The organism is Herbaspirillum sp. meg3 (genome assembly GCF_002257565.1).
Taxonomy (GTDB): Bacteria; Pseudomonadota; Gammaproteobacteria; order Burkholderiales; family Burkholderiaceae_D; genus Herbaspirillum.
On record NZ_CP022736.1, the window covers coordinates 1,277,406 to 1,296,596 of the forward strand.

The window sequence follows — 19,191 nt, forward strand, 5'->3', positions numbered from 1 at the left end:
GCAGCGTGAGGGGGGGCGTACAAATAAAAAGGGCGGGCCTCTTTGGAGAGCCCGCCCTTTTTTCAGCAGCTATTCAGCGATCGATTACCAGGAAGTCACAACCGAATTCTTGTACTTCTCGGTGACGAACTTCTTGATTTCAGGGCTGTGGTAAGCCTTGATCAGCTTGGCGACCCATGGCTTGTCCTTATCTTCGACGCGCACGGCGATGACGTTGACATAAGGGCCCTTGGCTGCTTCGATGGCGATACCGTCCTTGGTTGGCGACAGGCCGGCGGACTCAGCGAAGTTGCCGTTGATGGCGGCAGCGTCGAAGTCATCCAGCGAGCGTGGCAACTGAGCAGCGTCCAGTTCGACGATCTTCACCTTCTTCGGATTGTCGATGATGTCCAGCGGTGTTGCCTTCAGGCCTGCATCAGGCTTCAGCTTGATCACGCCTTGTGCTTGCAGCAACAGCAGTGCACGGCCGCCGTTGGTTGGATCGTTAGGCACACCGACGCGGGCGCCGTTTTTCAGATCCTTCAGGGACTTGATCTTCTTCGAGTACACGCCCATCGGGAAAGTGATGGTGGTGCCGACGCTGACCAGTTTGTAGCCGCGGTCTTTGACTTGTGCGTCCAGGTACGGTTGGTGCTGATAGCTGTTGGCATCCAGATCGCCGGCAGCCAGTGCCGCGTTTGGTTGGATGTAATCGCTGAATTCAACGATTTGCAGCTTCAGGCCGTCTTTCTCGGCGAGCTTCTTCACTTGTTCCAGGATTTCAGCGTGCGGGCCGCCGGTAGCACCGATCTTGATCGGCTTGTCTTGCGCCAGAACCGGAGCGGACACGAGGCTGGCAGCAACGCCCAGACCTGCGAAAAACTGGATTAATTGACGACGATTCATTGTTTCCCTTTCACTCTTCAAAGATGGCAGCGGATAGCTGCTTATATTTTTAACGCCTCAGCCGTGGCAAGCGGTGACTTAGCGATGGCTAAGGCGTCGTACCAGGACATCCCCCAGCGTTTGCACCAATTGTACAAATACGATCAGGATCAACACCACCGCCAGCATGACTTCCGGCAGGAAGCGCTGATAACCGTAGCGGATGCCGAGGTCGCCCAGGCCGCCGCCACCGATCGCACCGGCCATGGCCGAATAGCCGACCAGGCTGACGAAGGTGATCGTGAGACCCGCGACGATACCAGCAAACGCTTCCGGCACCAATACTTTATAAATGATTTGCCAGGTGGTTGCGCCCATGGCCTGAGCGGCTTCCACCAGACCGTGATCGACTTCGCGCAGCGCGGTTTCCACCAGACGCGCGATGAACGGCGCCGAGGCAATCGTCAGCGGCACGATCGCAGCGGCAGTACCGATCGACGTACCGACAAAGAAGCGCGTGAACGGAATCACCGCCACCAGCAAGATGATGAACGGCGTCGAACGCACGGCATTGACCAGCAGACCAGCGATGCGGTTAAACGCGATGTTAGGCAGAATGCCCTTGCGTTCGGTCAGGTGCAGGGCAATGCCCAGCGGTACACCGAAGACTGCGCCCAGCAGGCCGGAAATGCCGACCATCATCAGCGTTTCGCCGAAGGAGCTGATAAAGAGATCAATCAGTTCAGATGACATGGTTCAGCTCCTCCACCACGACGCCTTGCGCACGCAGATAATTCATTGCATTGGTAATGTTTTCAGGGGTGCCGTTGGCAAGGATCGCCAGCGAGCCGAAAGCCTGACCCTGGATTTCATCGATCTGACCGTGCAGGATGTTGAAGTCCAGGTTGTAGCGGCGTACCGCTTCCGACAGATGGGGCTGATCCACGCCCGAGCCGGTGAAGGCAAAGCGGAACAGATGGTCGGTGCCTGCGCCATCCTGGGTATTGGCCAGACGCTCACGCAGGCGTGCCAGGACGCCTTTGGGCAGTTCGTGCGCGATCACGTCGCCGATCAGTGCGCGCGTGACTTCATGCTTGGGTTCGCGGAACACGTCCAGCACTTCGCCTTGCTCGATGACCTGGCCGGCCTCCATCACGGCGACGCGGTCGCAGATCACCTTGATGACTTCCATCTGATGGGTGATCAGTACGATGGTCAGGCCGAGTTCCTTGTTGATCTTGCGCAGCAGTTCGAGGATCGAACGCGTGGTTTCAGGATCAAGTGCAGAAGTGGCTTCATCCGACAGCAACACTTTAGGATCGTTGGCCAGCGCGCGGGCGATGCCCACACGTTGTTTCTGGCCGCCAGAAATTTGCGCCGGATAGCGGTCTTTCAAGGCGGTCAGGCCAACCAGTTCCAGCAACGGCTCTACCTTTTTTGCGATCTCAGACTTGGACAGGCCGGCCAGTTCCAGCGGCAGGGCGATGTTGTCATACACCGTGCGCGAAGACAGCAGGTTGAAGTGCTGGAAGATCATGCCGATGTGGCGGCGCGCATCGCGCAGGTCGTCGGCCGACAGCGTCGTCATGTCCTTGCCGTCGAGGATGATGTTGCCGGAGGTCGGACGATTCAGCAGGTTGATGGTGCGCACCAGCGTGCTCTTACCTGCGCCGCTGCGGCCGATGATGCCGAAGACTTCTCCCTTGCGGATGGACAGGTTGACGTCGCGTACCGCGTCAACCGTGCCGTTGCCGCTTTGGAAGCGTTGGGTTACCCCCCGTATTTCAATCATATTGCTTTCGATCATGTTGCAATGAAAAAGGCAGCAGACCGGCCTTGTGGGCAACCTGCTGCCTATATTTTTTATATAGAAGCGTGATTTTATGAGGATTTCGTTACACGAGGAACTACATTTTGCATATTCCCTAATGAGTAAAAGGCATAACCACGCGGTTTTGTAGCCGAAATAGCGAGAATGGATGAAATTCCCCGCACGATCCTCAATGGGGTTGTTTAAAAGCCAAGTTTAATCTGGGCAGTCGCTGGCTACCATTGAACCCGTGCGCTGAAAGTTCTGTCTTCACAGGCTAAGATAGCGGGGATCGCGGTCGGTAGTCAGTGTTGAGTGTTCCGCAGCGGGTTCAAGGAGAAGCATGTCATACGTCTACAAAACAATGGAATCGCCCGTCGGTCAGTTGACTCTGGTAGGGCGGGGCGGGAAGCTCGCGGCCATTTTGTGGGAGAACGACAAGCCGACCAGAGTAAAACTGGGTGAACTGACGCAGGAACCTGACAGCGCCGTCCTGCAGGAGACAGAACGGCAACTGAACGAATACTTTGCCGGCAAGCGCAAACAGTTTGAGGTGGAGCTGGATTTCACCGGTACCGATTTCCAGAAGCGCGTGTGGGCCGCCTTGCTGACCATTCCCTTCGGCGAAACCCGCAGCTACGGCGACATCGCCCGCCAGCTTGGAGACATCAAGGCGGTGCGTGCGGTTGGTGCGGCCAACGGCAAAAATCCCATCTCCATCATCGCGCCATGTCATCGCGTGATCGGCGCCTCAGGTGAGCTGACCGGCTTTGCCGGCGGCCTCAAGGCCAAGGAATTGCTGCTCACACTGGAAGGTGCACATGCCTTGCACAACAGGCCCGGCACAGGTGTTCCGCAAAAGCGCCGCAGCAAGCAGCCGGATCCGAATCAGAGTCTGCTGTTTGCCGACTGATCGGATCATCGATACCGATGAAGAAACGAAAACGTACCGGACAATAAAAAAGGCCTCGATCGCTCGAGGCCTTTTTTTGTACAGCGCGAAGCTGACATGGAAAGCGATGCCTTCCGGTGCGCCCGCATTCCGCTGAATGCCGGCGCAGCCGAATTACATCATGCCGTCCATACCGCCCATGCCGCCCATACCACCCATGCCGCCTGGCATGCCGCCAGCCGACTTGTCTTCCGGCAGTTCAGCAACCAGTGCGTCAGTTGTCAGGATCAGACCGGCAACCGATGCTGCGTTTTGCAGAGCGGAGCGGGTGACCTTTGCTGGATCCAGAACACCCAGTTCAACCAGGTCGCCGTAGGTACCGTTGGCAGCGTTGTAACCGTAGTTACCAGTGCCTGCCAACACAGCGTTGATCACGACCGAAGGTTCGTCGCCTGCGTTGAACACGATCTGACGCAGTGGCTCTTCGACAGCGCGCAGAACGATCTTGATGCCGGCTTCCTGATCGGCGTTGTCGCCCTTCAGGTTCTTGACGTTGGCGCGAGCGCGCAGCAGGGCAACGCCGCCGCCTGGCACAACGCCTTCTTCAACCGCAGCGCGAGTAGCGTGCAGAGCATCTTCAACGCGTGCTTTCTTTTCCTTCATTTCGACTTCGGTGGCTGCGCCAACCTTGATCAGAGCAACGCCGCCTGCCAGCTTGGCAACGCGTTCTTGCAGCTTTTCACGATCGTAGTCGGAAGTCGCTTCTTCGATTTGCGCACGGATTTGCTTGACGCGTGCTTCGATAGCGATGGCTTCGCCGTTGCCGTCGATGATGGTGGTGTTTTCCTTGCCGATTTCGATACGCTTGGCTTGGCCCAGTTCAGCCAGAGTGGCTTTTTCCAGAGTCAGACCGACTTCTTCAGCGATCACTTGACCACCGGTCAGGATAGCGATGTCTTCCAGCATTGCCTTGCGACGGTCGCCGAAGCCAGGAGCCTTCACAGCTGCTGTCTTCAGGATGCCACGGATGTTGTTCACCACCAGCGTTGCCAGTGCTTCGCCTTCGACATCTTCAGCGATGATCAGCAGTGGACGGCCGGCCTTGGCGACTTGTTCCAGGATCGGCAGCAGGTCACGGATGTTCGAAACCTTCTTGTCGAACAGCAGGACGAACGGGTTTTCCAGAGCAACAACTTGCTTTTCTTGGTTGTTGATGAAGTATGGCGACAGGTAGCCGCGGTCGAATTGCATACCTTCGACGATGTCCAGTTCGTTTTCCAGCGACTTGCCGTCTTCCACGGTGATGACGCCTTCTTTGCCGACTTTGTCCATTGCCTTGGCAATGATGTCGCCGATATCGGAATCCGAGTTAGCCGAGATCGAACCGACTTGAGCGATTTCCTTGCTGGTGGTTGTTGGCTTTGCCAGCAACTTGACTTCAGCGACGATCGCTGTAACAGCCTTGTCGATGCCGCGCTTCAGATCAGTTGGGTTGAAACCGGCTGCAACGTACTTGAAGCCTTCGCGAACGATAGCTTGTGCCAGCACGGTAGCGGTAGTTGTACCGTCGCCTGCGTTGTCGGAAGTCTTGGAGGCAACTTCTTTAACCAGTTGCGCGCCCATGTTTTCCAGCTTGTCTTTCAGTTCGATTTCTTTAGCAACCGAAACGCCGTCCTTGGTGACGGTTGGGGCACCGAAGCTACGCTCCAGAACCACGTTACGGCCCTTAGGACCCAGAGTTACCTTAACTGCGTTTGCCAGGATGTTGACGCCGTTGACGATTTTTGCACGTGCGTCATCGCCGAAAATTACTTGTTTTGCTGCCATGTTGGATTCTCCAAAATTCGTTTGTATTGCGATTGAATCGGCTTGTTCAGCTGCGATCCGAGTGTTCGCTGCCAGCGCAATGCGTTTGCATCGCGCCAATGCAGAGGAGGCCGATTATTTTTCGACGACGGCGAACAGGTCTTCTTCGCGCATGACCAGCAGTTCCTGGCCATCGATCTTCACGGCTTGGCCGGAGTACTTACCGAACAGAACGCGGTCGCCGACCTTGACTGCCAGCGGACGGACCTTGCCGTCATCCAGGATCTTGCCGTTGCCGACTGCCAGGATTTCGCCTTGATCTGGCTTTTCAGTTGCTGCGTCAGGCAGCACGATACCGGATGCGGTCTTGGTTTCTTGGTCGAGACGCTTGACGATAACGCGATCGTGCAAAGGACGAAGGCTCATGAAAACTCCTTAAAATTCAATAAGTTATAAATAATTGCGGCTTTTGCTGCAAAGTGTACTTAAGCCCTGCAGCAAGAAATCCGTGCCACATCGGAAAAGTGGGTAGGCCAGGAGGAGTTGTTAGCACTCTCCCCTAACGAGTGCTAAGTATAGGGGCGGAGTGGGGGTTTTTCAAGAGCGAGGTTGATTCAGGTGCTAATTAAACAGACTTGGATCTTCGCCTGCGGTCTGGTCTGAGAGATTCCCCCGGCGAAAATGTTCCACCAGAAAATCAATGAACACCCGGGCCAGGGCCGTCTGCTAGGGGCGCCCGGTGTCGGTCTGGGCGGCAACGAATCCTGCCTCGATCTGTTACAGCCTTACGGCGGTTCCCGGGATGGCGTCAAGGTGCAGAACGGCTACATCACCATGCCTGATTTGCCGGGTATCGGGTTTGAAGGCAAAGCCAATCTGTATCAGCAGATGCAGAAACCTTCGGTCTGATGCCTTGAACCACGCTGCCGGACAATCGAGGCAGCGTGGCGCTCTGGTCTGTCCCAGATTTACGCTGTCGAAGCGCGGGCAGCAGTGCGGCGTGCAGCACTCCGCTTCATCAACAATGCAGCGATCACGAAGGCGGCCGCCACCAGACCCAGATTGCGTACCGAACCGTCAGCGACAGTGATCGCACCCGCGCTGGCGCCCAGCGAAAAACCCAGATACATGAACGAGGCATTCAGCGACAGCGCAATCGGCGCCAGCTTGATACCGGCGATGTGGATGAGATTGGTTTGCTGTGCCGGATAAAACGCCCAGCCCGCAATACCCCAGACGATCACCGAGACAAACACCGGCAGTACCGCCACGTTAGCAGGCAGCAGATACGCAATCGCCACCAGCGTCAGGAAAGCGGCGATCAGGAACATCAATGCCGGACCGGTCACACGCTGAAAACCAATACGGTCGGCCACTTTGCCGCCAGCCATGACACCGATGGCGGCTGAGATACCCCAAGCGAACAACACGTAACCCACATGCGTGCCGTGGATGCCGGTAACCTGATTCAGGTATAGCGCGAAATAGGTGTACATCGCATAAGCACCGGTAGCCCATAGCAGGGTGGTCAGCAGTGCGCGCAGCATGGCCGGGTCGCGTGCAGCCATGATGCGTTCACGCAGGCTGGCGACCGGCAGGTTGGCGCCGATGCCGCGCGGCAGTCCGCGCAACAGGCCGATAGTTGCCAGTGCTGCGAGGATCGCCACACCAGCGAACGTCATGCGCCAGCTAAGCTTGTCGGCGATCACGGTGCCCAGCGGTGCGGCCAGCGCGACGGCGACGGTGATGCCGCCGCTGACCAGCGCTAGTGCGCTGCCGCGGCGTTCCGGTGCGACCAGTGCACCGGCCAGAGCCATGGCGTTTGGCACATAGAGACCGGCGGCAAATGCCAGCAGGATCCGCGCCGTCATCAGCGACCAGTAGCCGGTGGCTTGCCAGGCAAGCAGATTGGCCAGCGTAAATGCGGTCATCGCGCCGATCAGCAGACCGCGGCGGTTGATGGCGCCTGTCAGCGCAGTCAGGATCGGAGAGCTGAGGGCATAGGCAGCGGTGAAGGCCACCACCAGTTGTCCGGCAACGGCGACGCTGACGCCCAGATCGCGGGCCACGGTTGGCAGGATGCCGGCGATCATGAAACCCTCGGCGCCGACGGCAAAGGTGCCGAGCGCCAGCCAATACAGCGGGGCATTGCTACCTGGTGCGCCCGTGGGGGCAGGGGATGAAGTGGAAGATGTGCTCATGGCGTTCTCACAAAAGGTACAAACGGATTTTAAAGTGACCAGTCGTCTTAGATTTGATGAAAAAAATGCCGCCTCTCATCTTTTTATCAAGGCGGCTGTACTGCAAACTCTGCAAATTCTTTGTCTTACTTCAGCATCTTGTTGAAGGCCAGATCCATGAACTGATCGAAGGCGTCCTTGTTGCGTTCCACACGTGTGCGCAGTGCAGCACCTTCCCAGGCGTTGAGCAGAAAACCGGCCAGCGCTTCAGGGCTCATCTGCGTCGGAATCGCTCCTTCCTTCTGGCCTGCAGCGATGGCATAAGCCAGTTTGCCGGACCAGTTTGAATAGATCTTTACCAGTTCTTCGCGGATCAGCGCGCTTTGCTCCGACATCTCCGCACTCATGTTGCCGATCATGCAGCCATGTTGAAAGCCGCGATCCACCAGCCTGTCGTTGAGCGCCATGAAATAGCGGCGCAAACGTTCCAGCGCCGGCACGCTGTCATCCACCAGGATTTCGCGCATTTTGCTGCGGCTGGCGTAATAGGCCACGATTTCCGCACCGAGCACTTCCTTGCTCTCGAAGTGGTTGTAAAACGAACCTTTAGGCACGCCTGCTTCGGTGGTGATGTCTTGCACGCTACAGGCGTTGTAGCCCCGCTCTGATAACAGTTTCAGAGCGGCGTCGAAGATTTGATCGCGAGTGTTTGACTTAGCCATGGCCGAATAATATGACCAGTCGTCTTAAAAATCAAGCTTCGTTTTTCACATTGTTGGATAAACGCGATGTTGCCGGCTGTTCACACACTTTGACCGGGCATGGTCAAAGCAGGTGTTGTCGTTGTAGAAACGTCGGGGGAAAGCAGCCTGAATGTCATGCTGCTTCGCTTTGGGCAAGTACATACTGCGCAATCGCCAGCGAGGAAGTCAGCCCCGGCGACTCGATGCCGAACAGATTGATCAGTCCTGCATAGCCATGTTGCGCCGGTCCGCTGATGAGAAAATCCTCTTCCTTGCTCGTGCTGGTGAGCTTGGGTCGTACGCCGGAATAGCTCGCCTGCAAGGAGGCGTCCGGCAACGCCGGCCAATAGCGCCGTATGGAGGCATAAAAGCGCTCCGATCTGCGCAGATCGACGGCATAGTCCAGGTTCCGGTCATCCTTGACGTCCAGCCATTCCACGTCGGGGCCGAAGCGCGCCTGGCCGGCCAGATCCAGCGTCAGGTGCACACCGAGTCCGCCATCTTCGGGCAGCGGATAAATCAGGCGAGAAAACGGCGTCTTGCCGCTCAGCGAAAAATAATTGCCCTTGGCGAAATAGGCGGCCGGGATATGTTCAGGCGCCAGTCCTTCAAAGCAGCGCGCCAGCCTCGGCGCCGCCAGACCGCCCGCATTGATGACCAGGCCGGCGGACAATTGCATCTGATCGCCGTCAGTCGTGACAACATCCAGTGTGATGTTGTCACCGGTACGTCGCGCTGCGACGACCTGGCTTTGCAGCGCCAGGATGGCGCCGTGCGCCTCCGCGTCGGCAAGCAATTGCTGCATCAGGCCGTGGCTGTCGACGATCCCGGTGGAAGGCGACAGCAAAGCGGCGACGCAATGCAGCGCCGGCTCCAGCTCTTTTGCGTGTGCGGCATCAATCGCGGTCAGGTCATGTACGCCGTTCTGCGCGGCGTGCGCGGCAATGGCCTGCATGCGCTCAGCCTGTTCGGGGCTGGTGGCAACCAGAAGTTTGCCGCAGCGCTGATGGGCGACGTGGCGTTCTTCGCAGTAGCGGTACAGCAGCGCACGTCCTTCGACGCATAGCCTGGCTTTGAGTGAGCCGGGACGGTAATAGATCCCGGCGTGGATTACCTCGCTGTTGCGTGAACTGATACCGTTGCCGATGCTGGTATCGGCTTCGACAATGACAACTTCGCGTCCGGCCAGCGCAAAGGCGCGCGCGATCGCCAGGCCGACAACACCGGCACCGATGACGACGCAGTCAATGCGCTCAGTCATGATGCGAACGGGGGACGAAAAACGTGATCAACAATAAAGTGGACAAGAGGTTCTCCAATCAGGCCAGTCGCCATTTTAGCGTGCCTGATGCGCCGCTGGCGCGATGCGCACTGCGCGTATTCATCCGCTGCACTAGGCGGCTACCGGCAAGAATGTTATAAATGAAAAAACGGCCTCATGGCTGGCCAGCTACGAACCAGGCTTTATCAGAACAACTAAAGAGAGCCTTGCCGCAGCCCGACGACGTTCGTTTGTGTTCATTCATTGCCTGAACAACAGAGACGGAGACATATGGTCCGATACGCCGGATACAAGCGTTCTTCCACAGCATTGCTGGCGGCAGCGTTTGTCCTGCTGACTTGTATTTCGCTGATCGGACTGGATGCTTGGCGCACCTGGCAAGCCCGCGTCATCGAGGAGCGGGAAGCCGGCGTGACCGTGGCCAATATGGCACGTGCGCTGGCGCAGCATGCCGATGACACCTTCAAGGAAGCTGACACGGCGCTGATCGGCTTGCTGGAGCGTATTCGTTACGACGGCCTTGAGCCGCCGGCAGTGGAACGGCTGCATCGCCTGCTGATGTTGCGGGTAAAAGAGTTGCCGCAATTAGGCGGAATTTTTGTCTACGACCAGGCTGGTCGCTGGATCGTCAATTCTTTGCCGGTCATGGATCGCAGTCTCAACAATGCAGACCGCGATTATTTCATCTATCACCGTGATCACAACGACACCGGGCCGTATATCGGCATGCCGGTGAAAAGCCGTTCCAGCGGCAAGTGGATCGCTACCATCACACGGCGCATCAACAATGAGGACGGCAGCTTCGGTGGCGTGGTTCTGGCGACGATCGAGATGGACTACTTTCAGCGGTTTTACGACAGCTTCAATATCGGCAAATCAGGAGCGATTCTGCTCGCGCTCAACAACGGAACCATGATGTTCCGGCGTCCGCTGCGTGAAGATTCGATTTCAAAAAGCATGGCATCAGCGTCAATATACCGTGACCATGCATCCCGGCATGCCAGCGGCGTCGCGCTGATCAAATCTTCGCAAGACGGCGTCTTGCGCATCAACGGTTACACCCATCTGCCGACCTATCCGATGTTCGTCGCGGTTGCCTTGTCGAAAGATGAGGTGCTGGAGGAATGGCGCGCCGACGCCTACATGCACATGGCAGGCGTGTTGTTTCTGGTGTCCTGTTTTGTCGTGGTTGGGCACCGCATGGTTCGGCAAATCGACAAGCGTGCGATGGCCGAGAACGAGGCCAATGAAGCGCGGGCGCAGGTGGAGGCCCTCAATCGCACGCTGGAACGGCTCGCCATGCAAGATGGCCTGACCGGGCTTGCCAATCGTCGTCATTTTGACGGAGCACTGGCGCGCGAATTGAGCCGCGCCATAAGAAAAGGTGAAAGCCTTTCTCTCATCATGATCGATGTCGATCACTTTAAACTCTACAACGACATGTACGGGCACTTGTCCGGCGATGAATGTCTGCGCAAGGTCGGACAGGCAATTCTGAGCGGTGAGCGCCGTCCCGGCGATCTGGCGGCGCGTTACGGTGGAGAAGAATTCGCGATGATCCTGCCCAATTGCGACGAAGCAGGCGCATTGATTGTGGCCGAGCGTATCCGGCAGGAAGTGCGTCGTCAGGCCATTCCGCATGCATCCAATCCCGACGGCATCGTGACGATCAGTCTTGGTATCGGCTCATTCAATCAGAGCAGGCATGGCGCGACGACATCGACGCTGGTGGGGGCCGCAGACCAGGCGCTGTATCGCGCCAAGGCCGGTGGCCGTGATCGTATTGAGGTATGAGTTGCAGAGGATGAGGCGAGCCGGATGGCCGGATAAGCATTTTCAGTGGCGACCAACTGTCTTTTCGACCGTTTTGTTTTCGATGGTTTTGGCAGCGGCGACAGGCTCAGGAGCAGGTTCAAAAACGGGTTCCATGATCTCGCCTTCAACGACCTGCATTTCATCACTTTGCGCTATCGCAGAAAATGATCTGCCGTCCATCGCACGAGTGAAGGGGTAGGCGTTGTTCTTCGCCTGCACGTCATTGACGTCTTTCGCCACTTCCGTGATCTGATATTGCGCCAGATCGTTTTCCCACTTTCGCTCGCGATAGTAAAAAAAGACCAGGAAGACCAGTCCGATGCTGAGGTAGGACGCCACAGCGACGAACATGTCTTGTTGCAATAACTCGGCTAGAAATTTCATTTGTAGGCTACTCGCTAAGTGGTGCGCCGCGGCCCGGGAGAGATATCAGCGTGGGCATCGGCAGGGCTAATCTGATGACTAAATGATAAAAAAAAGAGCGAGTGTGCGGTATCGGGGAATTCCTTATTTCCGGTATAAATCGCACTGATGAGAACTACTTCATGTGATTGAAGCAGGGGACGCGTTGATGCAATAAGGAGTCAACACATCAATGCATCCCCTACCGGAAATCGGTGGAGGAGGTTAGTGCAGCAACGTCTTCTTTAATGTTGCCGCAAGCTCTTCAATGGCGAACTTGGCGACATAGCCGTTGGCGCCGACGCTCCTGACGTGATCTTCGTTGGCGGAGCCCGACAGCGACGAATGAATGACCACCGGAATCGTCTTATAGCGCTGGTCGCTCTTGATGTTGCGTGTGAGGGTAAAGCCATCCATCTCAGGCATTTCCAGATCAGTCAGCATCAGTGCGACCTTGTCACCGATCTGCTTGCCTTCGCGCTGTGCTTCAGTTGCCAGCGACTGCAATTTTTCCCAGGCTTCTTTGCCGCTCTTGGTCATGACGTAAGGCACACCCAGCGTCGACAAACCGCTTTCAATCATCGCGCGCGCCACCTTGGAGTCATCCGCCGCCAGCACGATCGAGCCAGGCTTGATCAGATCCTTGAGTTCGTTGCTGTGATCGCGATCAAGCGAACGCTTGACCGGCGACGTCATGTCCAGAATTTGTTCCACGTCAAGCACCTGCACCAGGCGACTGCCATCGACATCGGCATCCAGGCGTGCGATGCTGGTCACCATGTCGCCTCCGGCGCTGGATTCAGCCGACAGCACCTGGCTCCAGTCGAGGCGTACGATTTCTTCTACCGATTCCACTGCAAAGGCCTGCGTATTGCGGGCATATTCGGTGATCAGCAAGATGTTCAGGCCAGTCTTGGGTGTGCAACCGGTAACGGCCGGCAAGTCGATGACGGAGATGACCTGTCCGCGGATATTGACCATGCCCAACATGGGCGACTTGGTGCCCGCAGCCGTCGTGATCGGTACCATCGGCACGATCTCGCGGATCTTGAAAACATTGATCCCGAACAGCTCGCCTGGGCTGTCGCCGGCCGGGCTGCCGAGGCGGAACAGCAGCAATTCGAATTTGTTGCTGCTGGTCAGGTTGGTACGTTCATCAATTTCTTTTTGAAATGCGTCCATGGGGTGGCCTCATTGGTTTGGTGTTTTGAGCATTGGGGGGGGGCTGCTGTGATGCGGTGTCAGAATTGTTCCCACGAACCCGGGTCGTCCTTCGGGACGGCGGATGATTTGAGTGCAGGCTGCGCACCCCCCTTGATGACGCGCATGGCAGGTGCAGCGGGTTTGGCGGCAACCCGGCGCACTGGCGGCGTGATATCGATAGTACGTTTCGGCATGGCCGTGGAGACAGGATTGCCGACGGGGTTGCTGACCGCGCTGCGTTCGTCGAGCTTGAACACGCCGACTACTTCCGACAAACGTCCAGCCTGTTCCTGCAATGATTGCGCAGCGGCGGCGGCTTGCTCAACCAATGCGGCATTCTGCTGCGTCACTTCGTCCATCTGCGTGATCGCCAGGTTGATCTGTTCGATGCCCTGGCTTTGCTCCTGGCTGGCGGCGGTGATTTCGCTGACGATGTCGGTCACGCGTTTGACGCTGTTGACCACTTCATCCATGGTCGTGCCGGCTTGTTCGACCAGCTTGCTGCCGACATCGACTTTGGCGACCGAGTCGTCAATCAGGATCTTGATTTCCTTGGCGGCTGCGGCTGAGCGTTGCGCCAGGCTGCGGACTTCGCTGGCCACGACCGCAAAGCCGCGGCCCTGCTCGCCGGCACGTGCCGCTTCGACGGCGGCATTCAGCGCCAGAATATTGGTTTGGAAAGCGATGCCGTCAATGACGCTGATGATATCGACGATCTTGCGCGATGATTCATTGATCGATCCCATGGTGTTGACCACTTGTCCGACCACTTCGCCGCCCGCGCTGGCGACTTCCGATGCGGTGACCGCGAGCTGGTTGGCCTGACGTGCGTTGTCGGCATTTTGCTTGACGGTGGAGGTGAGTTCTTCCATGGCCGAGGCGGTTTCTTCCAGCGAGCCGGCTTGCTGTTCCGTACGCGACGACAGATCCATATTGCCGCTGGCGATTTCATTGGAGGCCGTGGCGATGGTGTCGGTACCGGTGCGTACTTCGCCGACGATCTTTAACAGATTGTCGTTCATGCCCTTAAGTGCCTGCAGCAATTGACCGGTCTCATCTTTGCCGGCCAGTTGGATATCCGCAGTCAGGTCGCCATCGGCGACACGTTGTGCCACCTCGACGGCAGCACCGAGCGGCTTGGAAATCACGCGAGAGATCCAGGCTGCCAGTGTCATGGCGGCAACCAGACAGATCGCCAGCATCGAGATGATCCACAGCTTGGCGCTGGCATACGTTGCGTCCGCGTCGGCGCTGGATCTTTCCGATCCCTTCTCGTTGACTTCGACCAGTTTCTCCACCTGATCCAGCAAGTTTCGGTAGACCTTGGTCGACTCACCCTTGAGCAGGGTGCGTGCATCTTCGTTCTTGTTGGTGCGCGAGATGTCGAGAATTTTCTTGTGTTCGGAAAGAAACACGACAATCGCTTTTTCCACTTCAGGATAGATTGCGCGTTCTTCCGGTTCGCTGATTTGCTTTACGTACTTATCCTGCTGCTTTTTCAGATTGGCAATCTGCTTGTCGGCATTTTTTTCGATTTCTTCGAATTCCTGCGGCGTCGAAGCGAGAATGTGTTGCAGTTCAAAGCTGCGGATGCGCGATAGCGACAGCTTCAGTTGCGACAGTGTACGGATACTCGGTAGCCAGTTGGTGGCAATATCGGTTGAGGCCTGGTTCACGCGGCCCAGTTCGCGGATGGCGAAGGCGCCAAGTACGGCTTCCATCGCGATAACGATGCAGAAGACCGAGATCAGTTTTCTTGAAATTTTCAGATCGTAGAACCACTTCATGTTTTTCTCCAGGGCGAACGAGGGACGACAGACTGCATTAGAGGGCGCTGAAAGCATTCCGATGCCAGTCGGGCAGCGGATGAAAATGTCTGGCCATCAGGCAGGGATCCTGCAGGACGTCCGAGCTGGTGTGATGAAGAAGGCAGCTCGGACGCCGAGCTGGTGATAATTCCGCTATGCCCGATGTATTGCCAGCTTAGGTGAGTGACATACTCTTCGGTATCAGTGTTTTCCTGATAGCGGAAAAGCAACGATGTCGTTGAGAGAGAAAAGAACGTTGCAATTTTCTCGAAAGCAAGGTGATGCAACCCCGCACAACCCTGCGCAGAGTGATGTGATCGGGGATAATAGCGGCTTCAACCAAACCAAGGATCGTCGTGGCAGTCTCCATCAAAACTGAAAAACAGATCGCAATGATGCGTGTGGCCGGAGGGCTGGCCGCAGAAGTGTTGGAGATGATCGGCGAATATGTCGTGCCTGGCGTGACGACCGAAGAGCTGGACCGGCGTTGTCATGATTACATCCGCAAAGTGCAGAAAGCCACGCCGGCCAATGTCGGCTATCACGGCTTTCCCAAAACCTTGTGCACTTCGGTCAATAGCGTGGTGTGTCACGGCATTCCGAGCAACAAAGTGGTCTTGAAGGATGGCGACATCATCAATATCGACGTCACCGTGATCAAGGATGGCTGGCATGGCGATACCAGCCGCATGTATTTTGCCGGCACGCCGTCGGCGCAAGCACAGCGCCTGGTGCAGGTGACACTCGATGCGATGCTGGCGGGCATTGCGGTGGTGCGGCCCGGCGCGCGGCTCGGCGACGTCGGCCATGCGATCCAGACATTGGCTGAAGGCGCCGGCTATTCGGTGGTGCGCGAGTATTGCGGCCACGGCATCGGCAAGGTCTACCACGAAGAACCGCAGGTGCTGCATTACGGCACGCGCAACTCCGGCTTGTTACTGCGCGAGGGCATGACGTTCACCATCGAACCGATGATCAACATGGGTGCACGCGGCGTGCAGCAATTGGACGACGGCTGGACGGTCGTCACGCGTGACGGTTCCTTGTCGGCGCAGTGGGAACACATGATTGCCGTGACCGCTGATGGCGCGGAGATCCTGACGGCCTGGCCGAAGAAATAAGCCGCTAAGTCGCTTCATCAATTAACCGCAGATCCGCCAGCTGCGTTTCCCATGCAACCGCGTTTGCATTCCTTGCCGGATGTAGCGCGCGTATCGGTTATCATTTCTTGCCGCAAGGTATTGCGTACATTTCATGTATGCCTTCTTCGCGGCGGTTGCCCTTCTTTTCCACCGTTCTGACAACGATAGATCATCGCCCATGAAAATTTCCCCGTCGCTGCCGCTCTGGTCCATTGCTTCGCCCGTCATTGGTTGGCTGGTGTATGCCGTCAACGGTTTGCAACCCGGCGGCTGGTTCGCCATCCTGCTGGTGATCGGTCTGATGGCATCCGTGCTGGCGGCGGTGTATCACGCCGAGGTGGTGGCGCACAAAGTCGGCGAACCGTTCGGCACGCTGGTGCTGGCGCTGGCGGTGACGCTGATTGAGGTGGCGCTGATCGTGTCGTTGATGCTGTCCGGCGGCGAGGCCACGACAGGGCTGGCGCGCGATACGGTGTTTGCGGCCATCATGATCATCCTCAACGGCATTGTCGGTATTTGTCTGCTGGTCGGCGCAAGTCACCACCGCGAGCAATCCTTTGGGCAGCATGGGGTCAGCGCATCGTTGGCGACACTGGCTGCAATCGCGGTGTTGACACTGGTCTTGCCGAATTACACCCTGACCAAGATCGGCCCTTTCTACAGCCCCAGCCAGTTGGCGTTCATCGCCGTGATTTCACTGGTGTTGTACGGCACCTTCGTGCTGGTGCAGACGGTGCGCCATCGCGACTACTTCCTGCCTGCCGATGCGGCCTCCAATGAAGAAGCACATGCTGAGCCGCCATCCAACAAGGTTGCCATCACCAGTGCGGTGCTGCTGTTGGCTTGCCTGGGTGCAGTGGTGCTGCTGGCCAAGGCGCTGGCACCCACGCTGGAAACTGCGCTCGACAGTCTCGGCGCGCCAAAATCGGTGGTGGGTATCGTCATTGCCGCCATCGTACTGTTGCCGGAAGGTCTGGCGGCGGTGCGTGCGGCGCGCGCCAATCGTTTGCAGACCAGCCTCAATCTGGCGATTGGTTCGGCGTTGGCGAGTATCGGTCTGACGATTCCTGCGGTGGCGGTGGTGTCGCTGGCGACCGGCTGGACCTTGTCACTCGGGCTGGACATCAAGTCGACCGTGCTGCTGCTGCTGTCGTTCATCGTTGCCGGTTTTTCGCTGAGCACCGGTCGTACGACGGTGATGCAGGGGATGGTGCATCTGGTGATTTTTGCGGTTTATCTGTTCACTACGGTCGTGCCTTGATGGCATGACCGTTCTGAGGCGTAAGAGTAAGTCTCAACGCCTCAGGTTTTGCTGATCCTGACGTAAAGGATCCAGCAACTGGCGCAGCGCGTTGTGATCGAGCTCATACATCAGCGCCAGCAAGCTGCCCAACTCTCCGCGTGGAAATCCTTCCCGCGCGAACCATCCCAGATAATGTCCCGGCAGGTCAGCCAGCAGATGACCTTTGTATTTACCATAGGGCATTTCCATACTGACCAGTTTCAACAGGTGTTCTTGATTCATGGCGAAATTCGGGTGAAGTTAAGGTGAGGCTCAGGAAAGCGTGGTCTCGGTCCTGCCCTCATCACTGCGCACGACACGATTGCGGCCCTTGGCTTTGGCGATATAAAGGGCGCGGTCAGCTTCTTCCACGAGTTGTTCCGGCGTGTCCGATGGCAAGCTCGGACGAATGACGGCGACGCCCACGCTGATGGTGACGATAGTCAGCGGGCTGGCGGCATGCTGGATATCGAGTGCAGCAATATCGGCGCGCAAGCGTTCGGCGATGATGGCCGCCGACTCCAGCGTTGTTTGCGGCAGCAGCACAGCCATTTCCTCACCGCCGTAGCGCGCAGCCAGGTCGCCGGTGCGTTGCGGTACCTCCTTGATCATGTCGGCGATGCGGCGCAAAGAATCGTCGCCCGCACGGTGTCCGTAAATGTCGTTGTACTGCTTGAACCAGTCAACATCGATCATGATCAGGCCCAGCGTTTCCCTGTTGCGTAATGCCCGTGCAAATTCTTCGCTGAGCACGATGTCAAAATGGCGTCGGTTCGCCAGCCCCGTCAGGCCGTCTTCCAGTGCCAGATTCTGCAGGTGCTTGTTCAACTGATCGAGGTTGTCGTGCGCGATGACAAGCTTGGCTTCGGTTTCTAGGCGCAGCTTGATCTGGCTCAACAGCCAGTTGCCGAGCACCGCCAGGATCAGGATCAGGATGAGAATGGCTGCCGTATGGCGCATGGTGTCATCCATCCAGCCGTCCAGCACCTCGTCCTTGGACAAGGCAATGGCGACGAACATCGGAAACTGGTTGAAATGCCGGTAGGCGTTGATCTTGTCCTTGCCGTCCACGGTGGAAGGCGCGATGTGTGTGCCATCGTGGTTTTTGGTGACGTAGTCGCGGAAGATCGGCACCTTGCGCAGATCCGAACCCACATATTTGTCGAAGAACGGTCGCCGCACCAGTAGCGTGCCATTATTGAGGCCGAGAATGATCAGGCCGCTTTCGCCGATATTGAACGTGTTGTAAAAGTTGCGGAAGTAGTCAATGTCGATCGCTGCCACGACCACGCCACTGAAGCTGCCATCGGGATTGTTGATGCGGCGCGATACGGTGAGCCGCCAGGCGCCGGCAGGATTCTTGACCAAAGGCCCGACGTAGGGGCCCAGGTCGGCATGGTCGCGATGGTATTGGAAATAATTGCGGTCGTTCACGTTGTTGCTGAACAGGACTTCATTGGAGTCGACTACCGCATAGCCGTCGGCATTGAGTACGAACAGGCCGGCCAGTTGCGGCAACTCGGCGACGCGGGATTTCAGCAGTTCGTGCAGCCGCGGCTTCATTTTTTCGCCAAGGCCATCGGCCGCCATCAGTTCGATGACGCCGCTGAGAATCAGATCGGCGGCCTTGAGTGTATCGTCGCCATGCTGGGCCAGTGCGCGGGCCATGTTGACCATGGTGTTTTCCGTGTCGCGCAACTGCTCGGTACGGTTCTTCCATGCTTGCCAGCCATCGACGGATAGCAGCGACAGGCAGACGAGAAAGAAGAAAATCTTTGCCCTGAAAACGATAGGGGATGTTTCGCCCGCGCTTGCGGTGCTCAGGTCTTTCAATCGTCGTATTACGGTCATAACAGGCATCGTGGTTATTATCGGCTTGCCGGCGTGCGCGGTCTCGTCGCGCGCTATAGGAATGGCCAGCGTCTGCGCCTTCCATGCTACTAGAAATAGGTATCGAATTCG

The 19,191-nt window shown here is 57.3% G+C and carries 17 protein-coding genes and 1 pseudogene; 5 read left to right on the forward strand and 13 right to left on the reverse strand.

Features of this window, described 5'->3' with window-relative positions; genetic code table 11:
• Positions 1–84: 84 nt before the first annotated feature.
• The 3 genes from hmeg3_RS05805 to hmeg3_RS05815 all read right to left on the reverse strand — a co-directional run bounded on the left by hmeg3_RS05805 (position 85) and on the right by hmeg3_RS05815 (position 2,656).
• Complete coding sequence (locus hmeg3_RS05805; protein WP_094562900.1) at positions 85–885, reverse strand: MetQ/NlpA family ABC transporter substrate-binding protein; 801 nt, start codon at positions 883–885, stop codon at positions 85–87.
• A 78-nt stretch (positions 886–963) separates the two neighbouring features.
• The gene (locus hmeg3_RS05810; protein ID WP_094562901.1) at positions 964–1,617 is read right to left on the reverse strand and encodes a methionine ABC transporter permease; all 654 of its coding nucleotides are present in this window, start codon (positions 1,615–1,617) and stop codon (positions 964–966) included.
• The gene (locus hmeg3_RS05815) at positions 1,607–2,656 is read right to left on the reverse strand and encodes a methionine ABC transporter ATP-binding protein (protein WP_094566162.1); all 1,050 of its coding nucleotides are present in this window, start codon (positions 2,654–2,656) and stop codon (positions 1,607–1,609) included. The genes hmeg3_RS05810 and hmeg3_RS05815 overlap by 11 nt, the downstream gene beginning before the upstream one ends.
• A gap of 361 nt (positions 2,657–3,017) precedes the next feature.
• On the opposite strand from hmeg3_RS05815, the gene hmeg3_RS05820 reads away from it, so the two are divergent.
• On the forward strand, positions 3,018–3,587 hold the full coding sequence (locus tag hmeg3_RS05820; protein ID WP_094562902.1) for a methylated-DNA--[protein]-cysteine S-methyltransferase: 570 nt from the start codon (positions 3,018–3,020) through the stop codon (positions 3,585–3,587).
• Between the two features lie 153 nt (positions 3,588–3,740).
• On the opposite strand, the gene groL is transcribed toward hmeg3_RS05820, so the two are convergent.
• A complete protein-coding gene (gene groL / locus hmeg3_RS05825; RefSeq protein ID WP_007882170.1) occupies positions 3,741–5,393 on the reverse strand; it encodes a chaperonin GroEL in 1,653 nt (550 codons plus the stop codon).
• 114 nt (positions 5,394–5,507) lie between these two features.
• Entirely contained in the window at positions 5,508–5,798 is a 291-nt protein-coding gene (gene groES, locus hmeg3_RS05830; RefSeq protein WP_007882171.1) for a co-chaperone GroES, read from the reverse strand.
• Positions 5,799–6,104: 306 nt separating this feature from the next.
• On the opposite strand from groES, the pseudogene hmeg3_RS05835 reads away from it, so the two are divergent.
• Positions 6,105–6,281, forward strand: a pseudogene (locus hmeg3_RS05835) (mandelate racemase); the annotation flags it as partial.
• Between the two features lie 59 nt (positions 6,282–6,340).
• On the opposite strand, the gene hmeg3_RS05840 reads toward hmeg3_RS05835, so the two are convergent.
• The 3 genes from hmeg3_RS05840 to hmeg3_RS05850 all read right to left on the reverse strand — a co-directional run bounded on the left by hmeg3_RS05840 (position 6,341) and on the right by hmeg3_RS05850 (position 9,556).
• Positions 6,341–7,573 carry an MFS transporter gene (locus hmeg3_RS05840; RefSeq protein WP_094562903.1) on the reverse strand — a complete coding sequence of 411 codons (1,233 nt, stop codon included), beginning with the start codon at positions 7,571–7,573 and terminating at the stop codon, positions 6,341–6,343.
• A 125-nt stretch (positions 7,574–7,698) separates the two neighbouring features.
• Positions 7,699–8,274: a TetR/AcrR family transcriptional regulator gene (locus hmeg3_RS05845; protein ID WP_094562904.1), complete on the reverse strand. Its 576-nt coding sequence runs from the start codon at positions 8,272–8,274 to the stop codon at positions 7,699–7,701.
• Between the two features lie 154 nt (positions 8,275–8,428).
• The gene (locus hmeg3_RS05850; protein WP_094562905.1) at positions 8,429–9,556 is read right to left on the reverse strand and encodes an NAD(P)/FAD-dependent oxidoreductase; all 1,128 of its coding nucleotides are present in this window, start codon (positions 9,554–9,556) and stop codon (positions 8,429–8,431) included.
• A gap of 291 nt (positions 9,557–9,847) precedes the next feature.
• Here hmeg3_RS05850 and hmeg3_RS05855 point away from each other — a divergent pair, with 291 nt between their 5' ends.
• Positions 9,848–11,371 (forward strand): sensor domain-containing diguanylate cyclase, encoded by a 1,524-nt coding sequence (locus tag hmeg3_RS05855; RefSeq protein WP_094562906.1) that lies wholly within the window; start codon positions 9,848–9,850, stop codon positions 11,369–11,371.
• A gap of 42 nt (positions 11,372–11,413) precedes the next feature.
• Here the strand turns inward: hmeg3_RS05855 and hmeg3_RS05860 are convergent, their stop codons facing one another.
• From hmeg3_RS05860 to hmeg3_RS05870, 3 genes are all read right to left on the reverse strand, one after another.
• Positions 11,414–11,776, reverse strand: coding sequence for a hypothetical protein (locus hmeg3_RS05860; protein ID WP_157739215.1), 363 nt, complete (start codon positions 11,774–11,776; stop codon positions 11,414–11,416).
• A 243-nt stretch (positions 11,777–12,019) separates the two neighbouring features.
• The gene (locus tag hmeg3_RS05865; protein WP_094562908.1) at positions 12,020–12,976 is read right to left on the reverse strand and encodes a chemotaxis protein; all 957 of its coding nucleotides are present in this window, start codon (positions 12,974–12,976) and stop codon (positions 12,020–12,022) included.
• A gap of 59 nt (positions 12,977–13,035) precedes the next feature.
• Entirely contained in the window at positions 13,036–14,784 is a 1,749-nt protein-coding gene (locus hmeg3_RS05870) for a methyl-accepting chemotaxis protein (protein WP_094562909.1), read from the reverse strand.
• A gap of 413 nt (positions 14,785–15,197) precedes the next feature.
• Between hmeg3_RS05870 and map the strand changes: the two genes are divergently transcribed.
• A complete protein-coding gene (gene map, locus hmeg3_RS05875) occupies positions 15,198–15,926 on the forward strand; it encodes a type I methionyl aminopeptidase (protein WP_232511988.1) in 729 nt (242 codons plus the stop codon).
• A 199-nt stretch (positions 15,927–16,125) separates the two neighbouring features.
• Complete coding sequence (locus hmeg3_RS05880) at positions 16,126–17,208, forward strand: calcium:proton antiporter (RefSeq protein ID WP_094562911.1); 1,083 nt, start codon at positions 16,126–16,128, stop codon at positions 17,206–17,208.
• Between the two features lie 33 nt (positions 17,209–17,241).
• On the opposite strand, the gene hmeg3_RS05885 is transcribed toward hmeg3_RS05880, so the two are convergent.
• Both hmeg3_RS05885 and hmeg3_RS05890 read right to left on the reverse strand, forming a co-directional pair.
• Positions 17,242–17,472 (reverse strand): DUF3820 family protein, encoded by a 231-nt coding sequence (locus hmeg3_RS05885; protein ID WP_094562912.1) that lies wholly within the window; start codon positions 17,470–17,472, stop codon positions 17,242–17,244.
• 30 nt (positions 17,473–17,502) lie between these two features.
• Positions 17,503–19,080 (reverse strand): sensor domain-containing diguanylate cyclase, encoded by a 1,578-nt coding sequence (locus tag hmeg3_RS05890; protein WP_094562913.1) that lies wholly within the window; start codon positions 19,078–19,080, stop codon positions 17,503–17,505.
• Positions 19,081–19,191 lie beyond the last annotated feature (111 nt).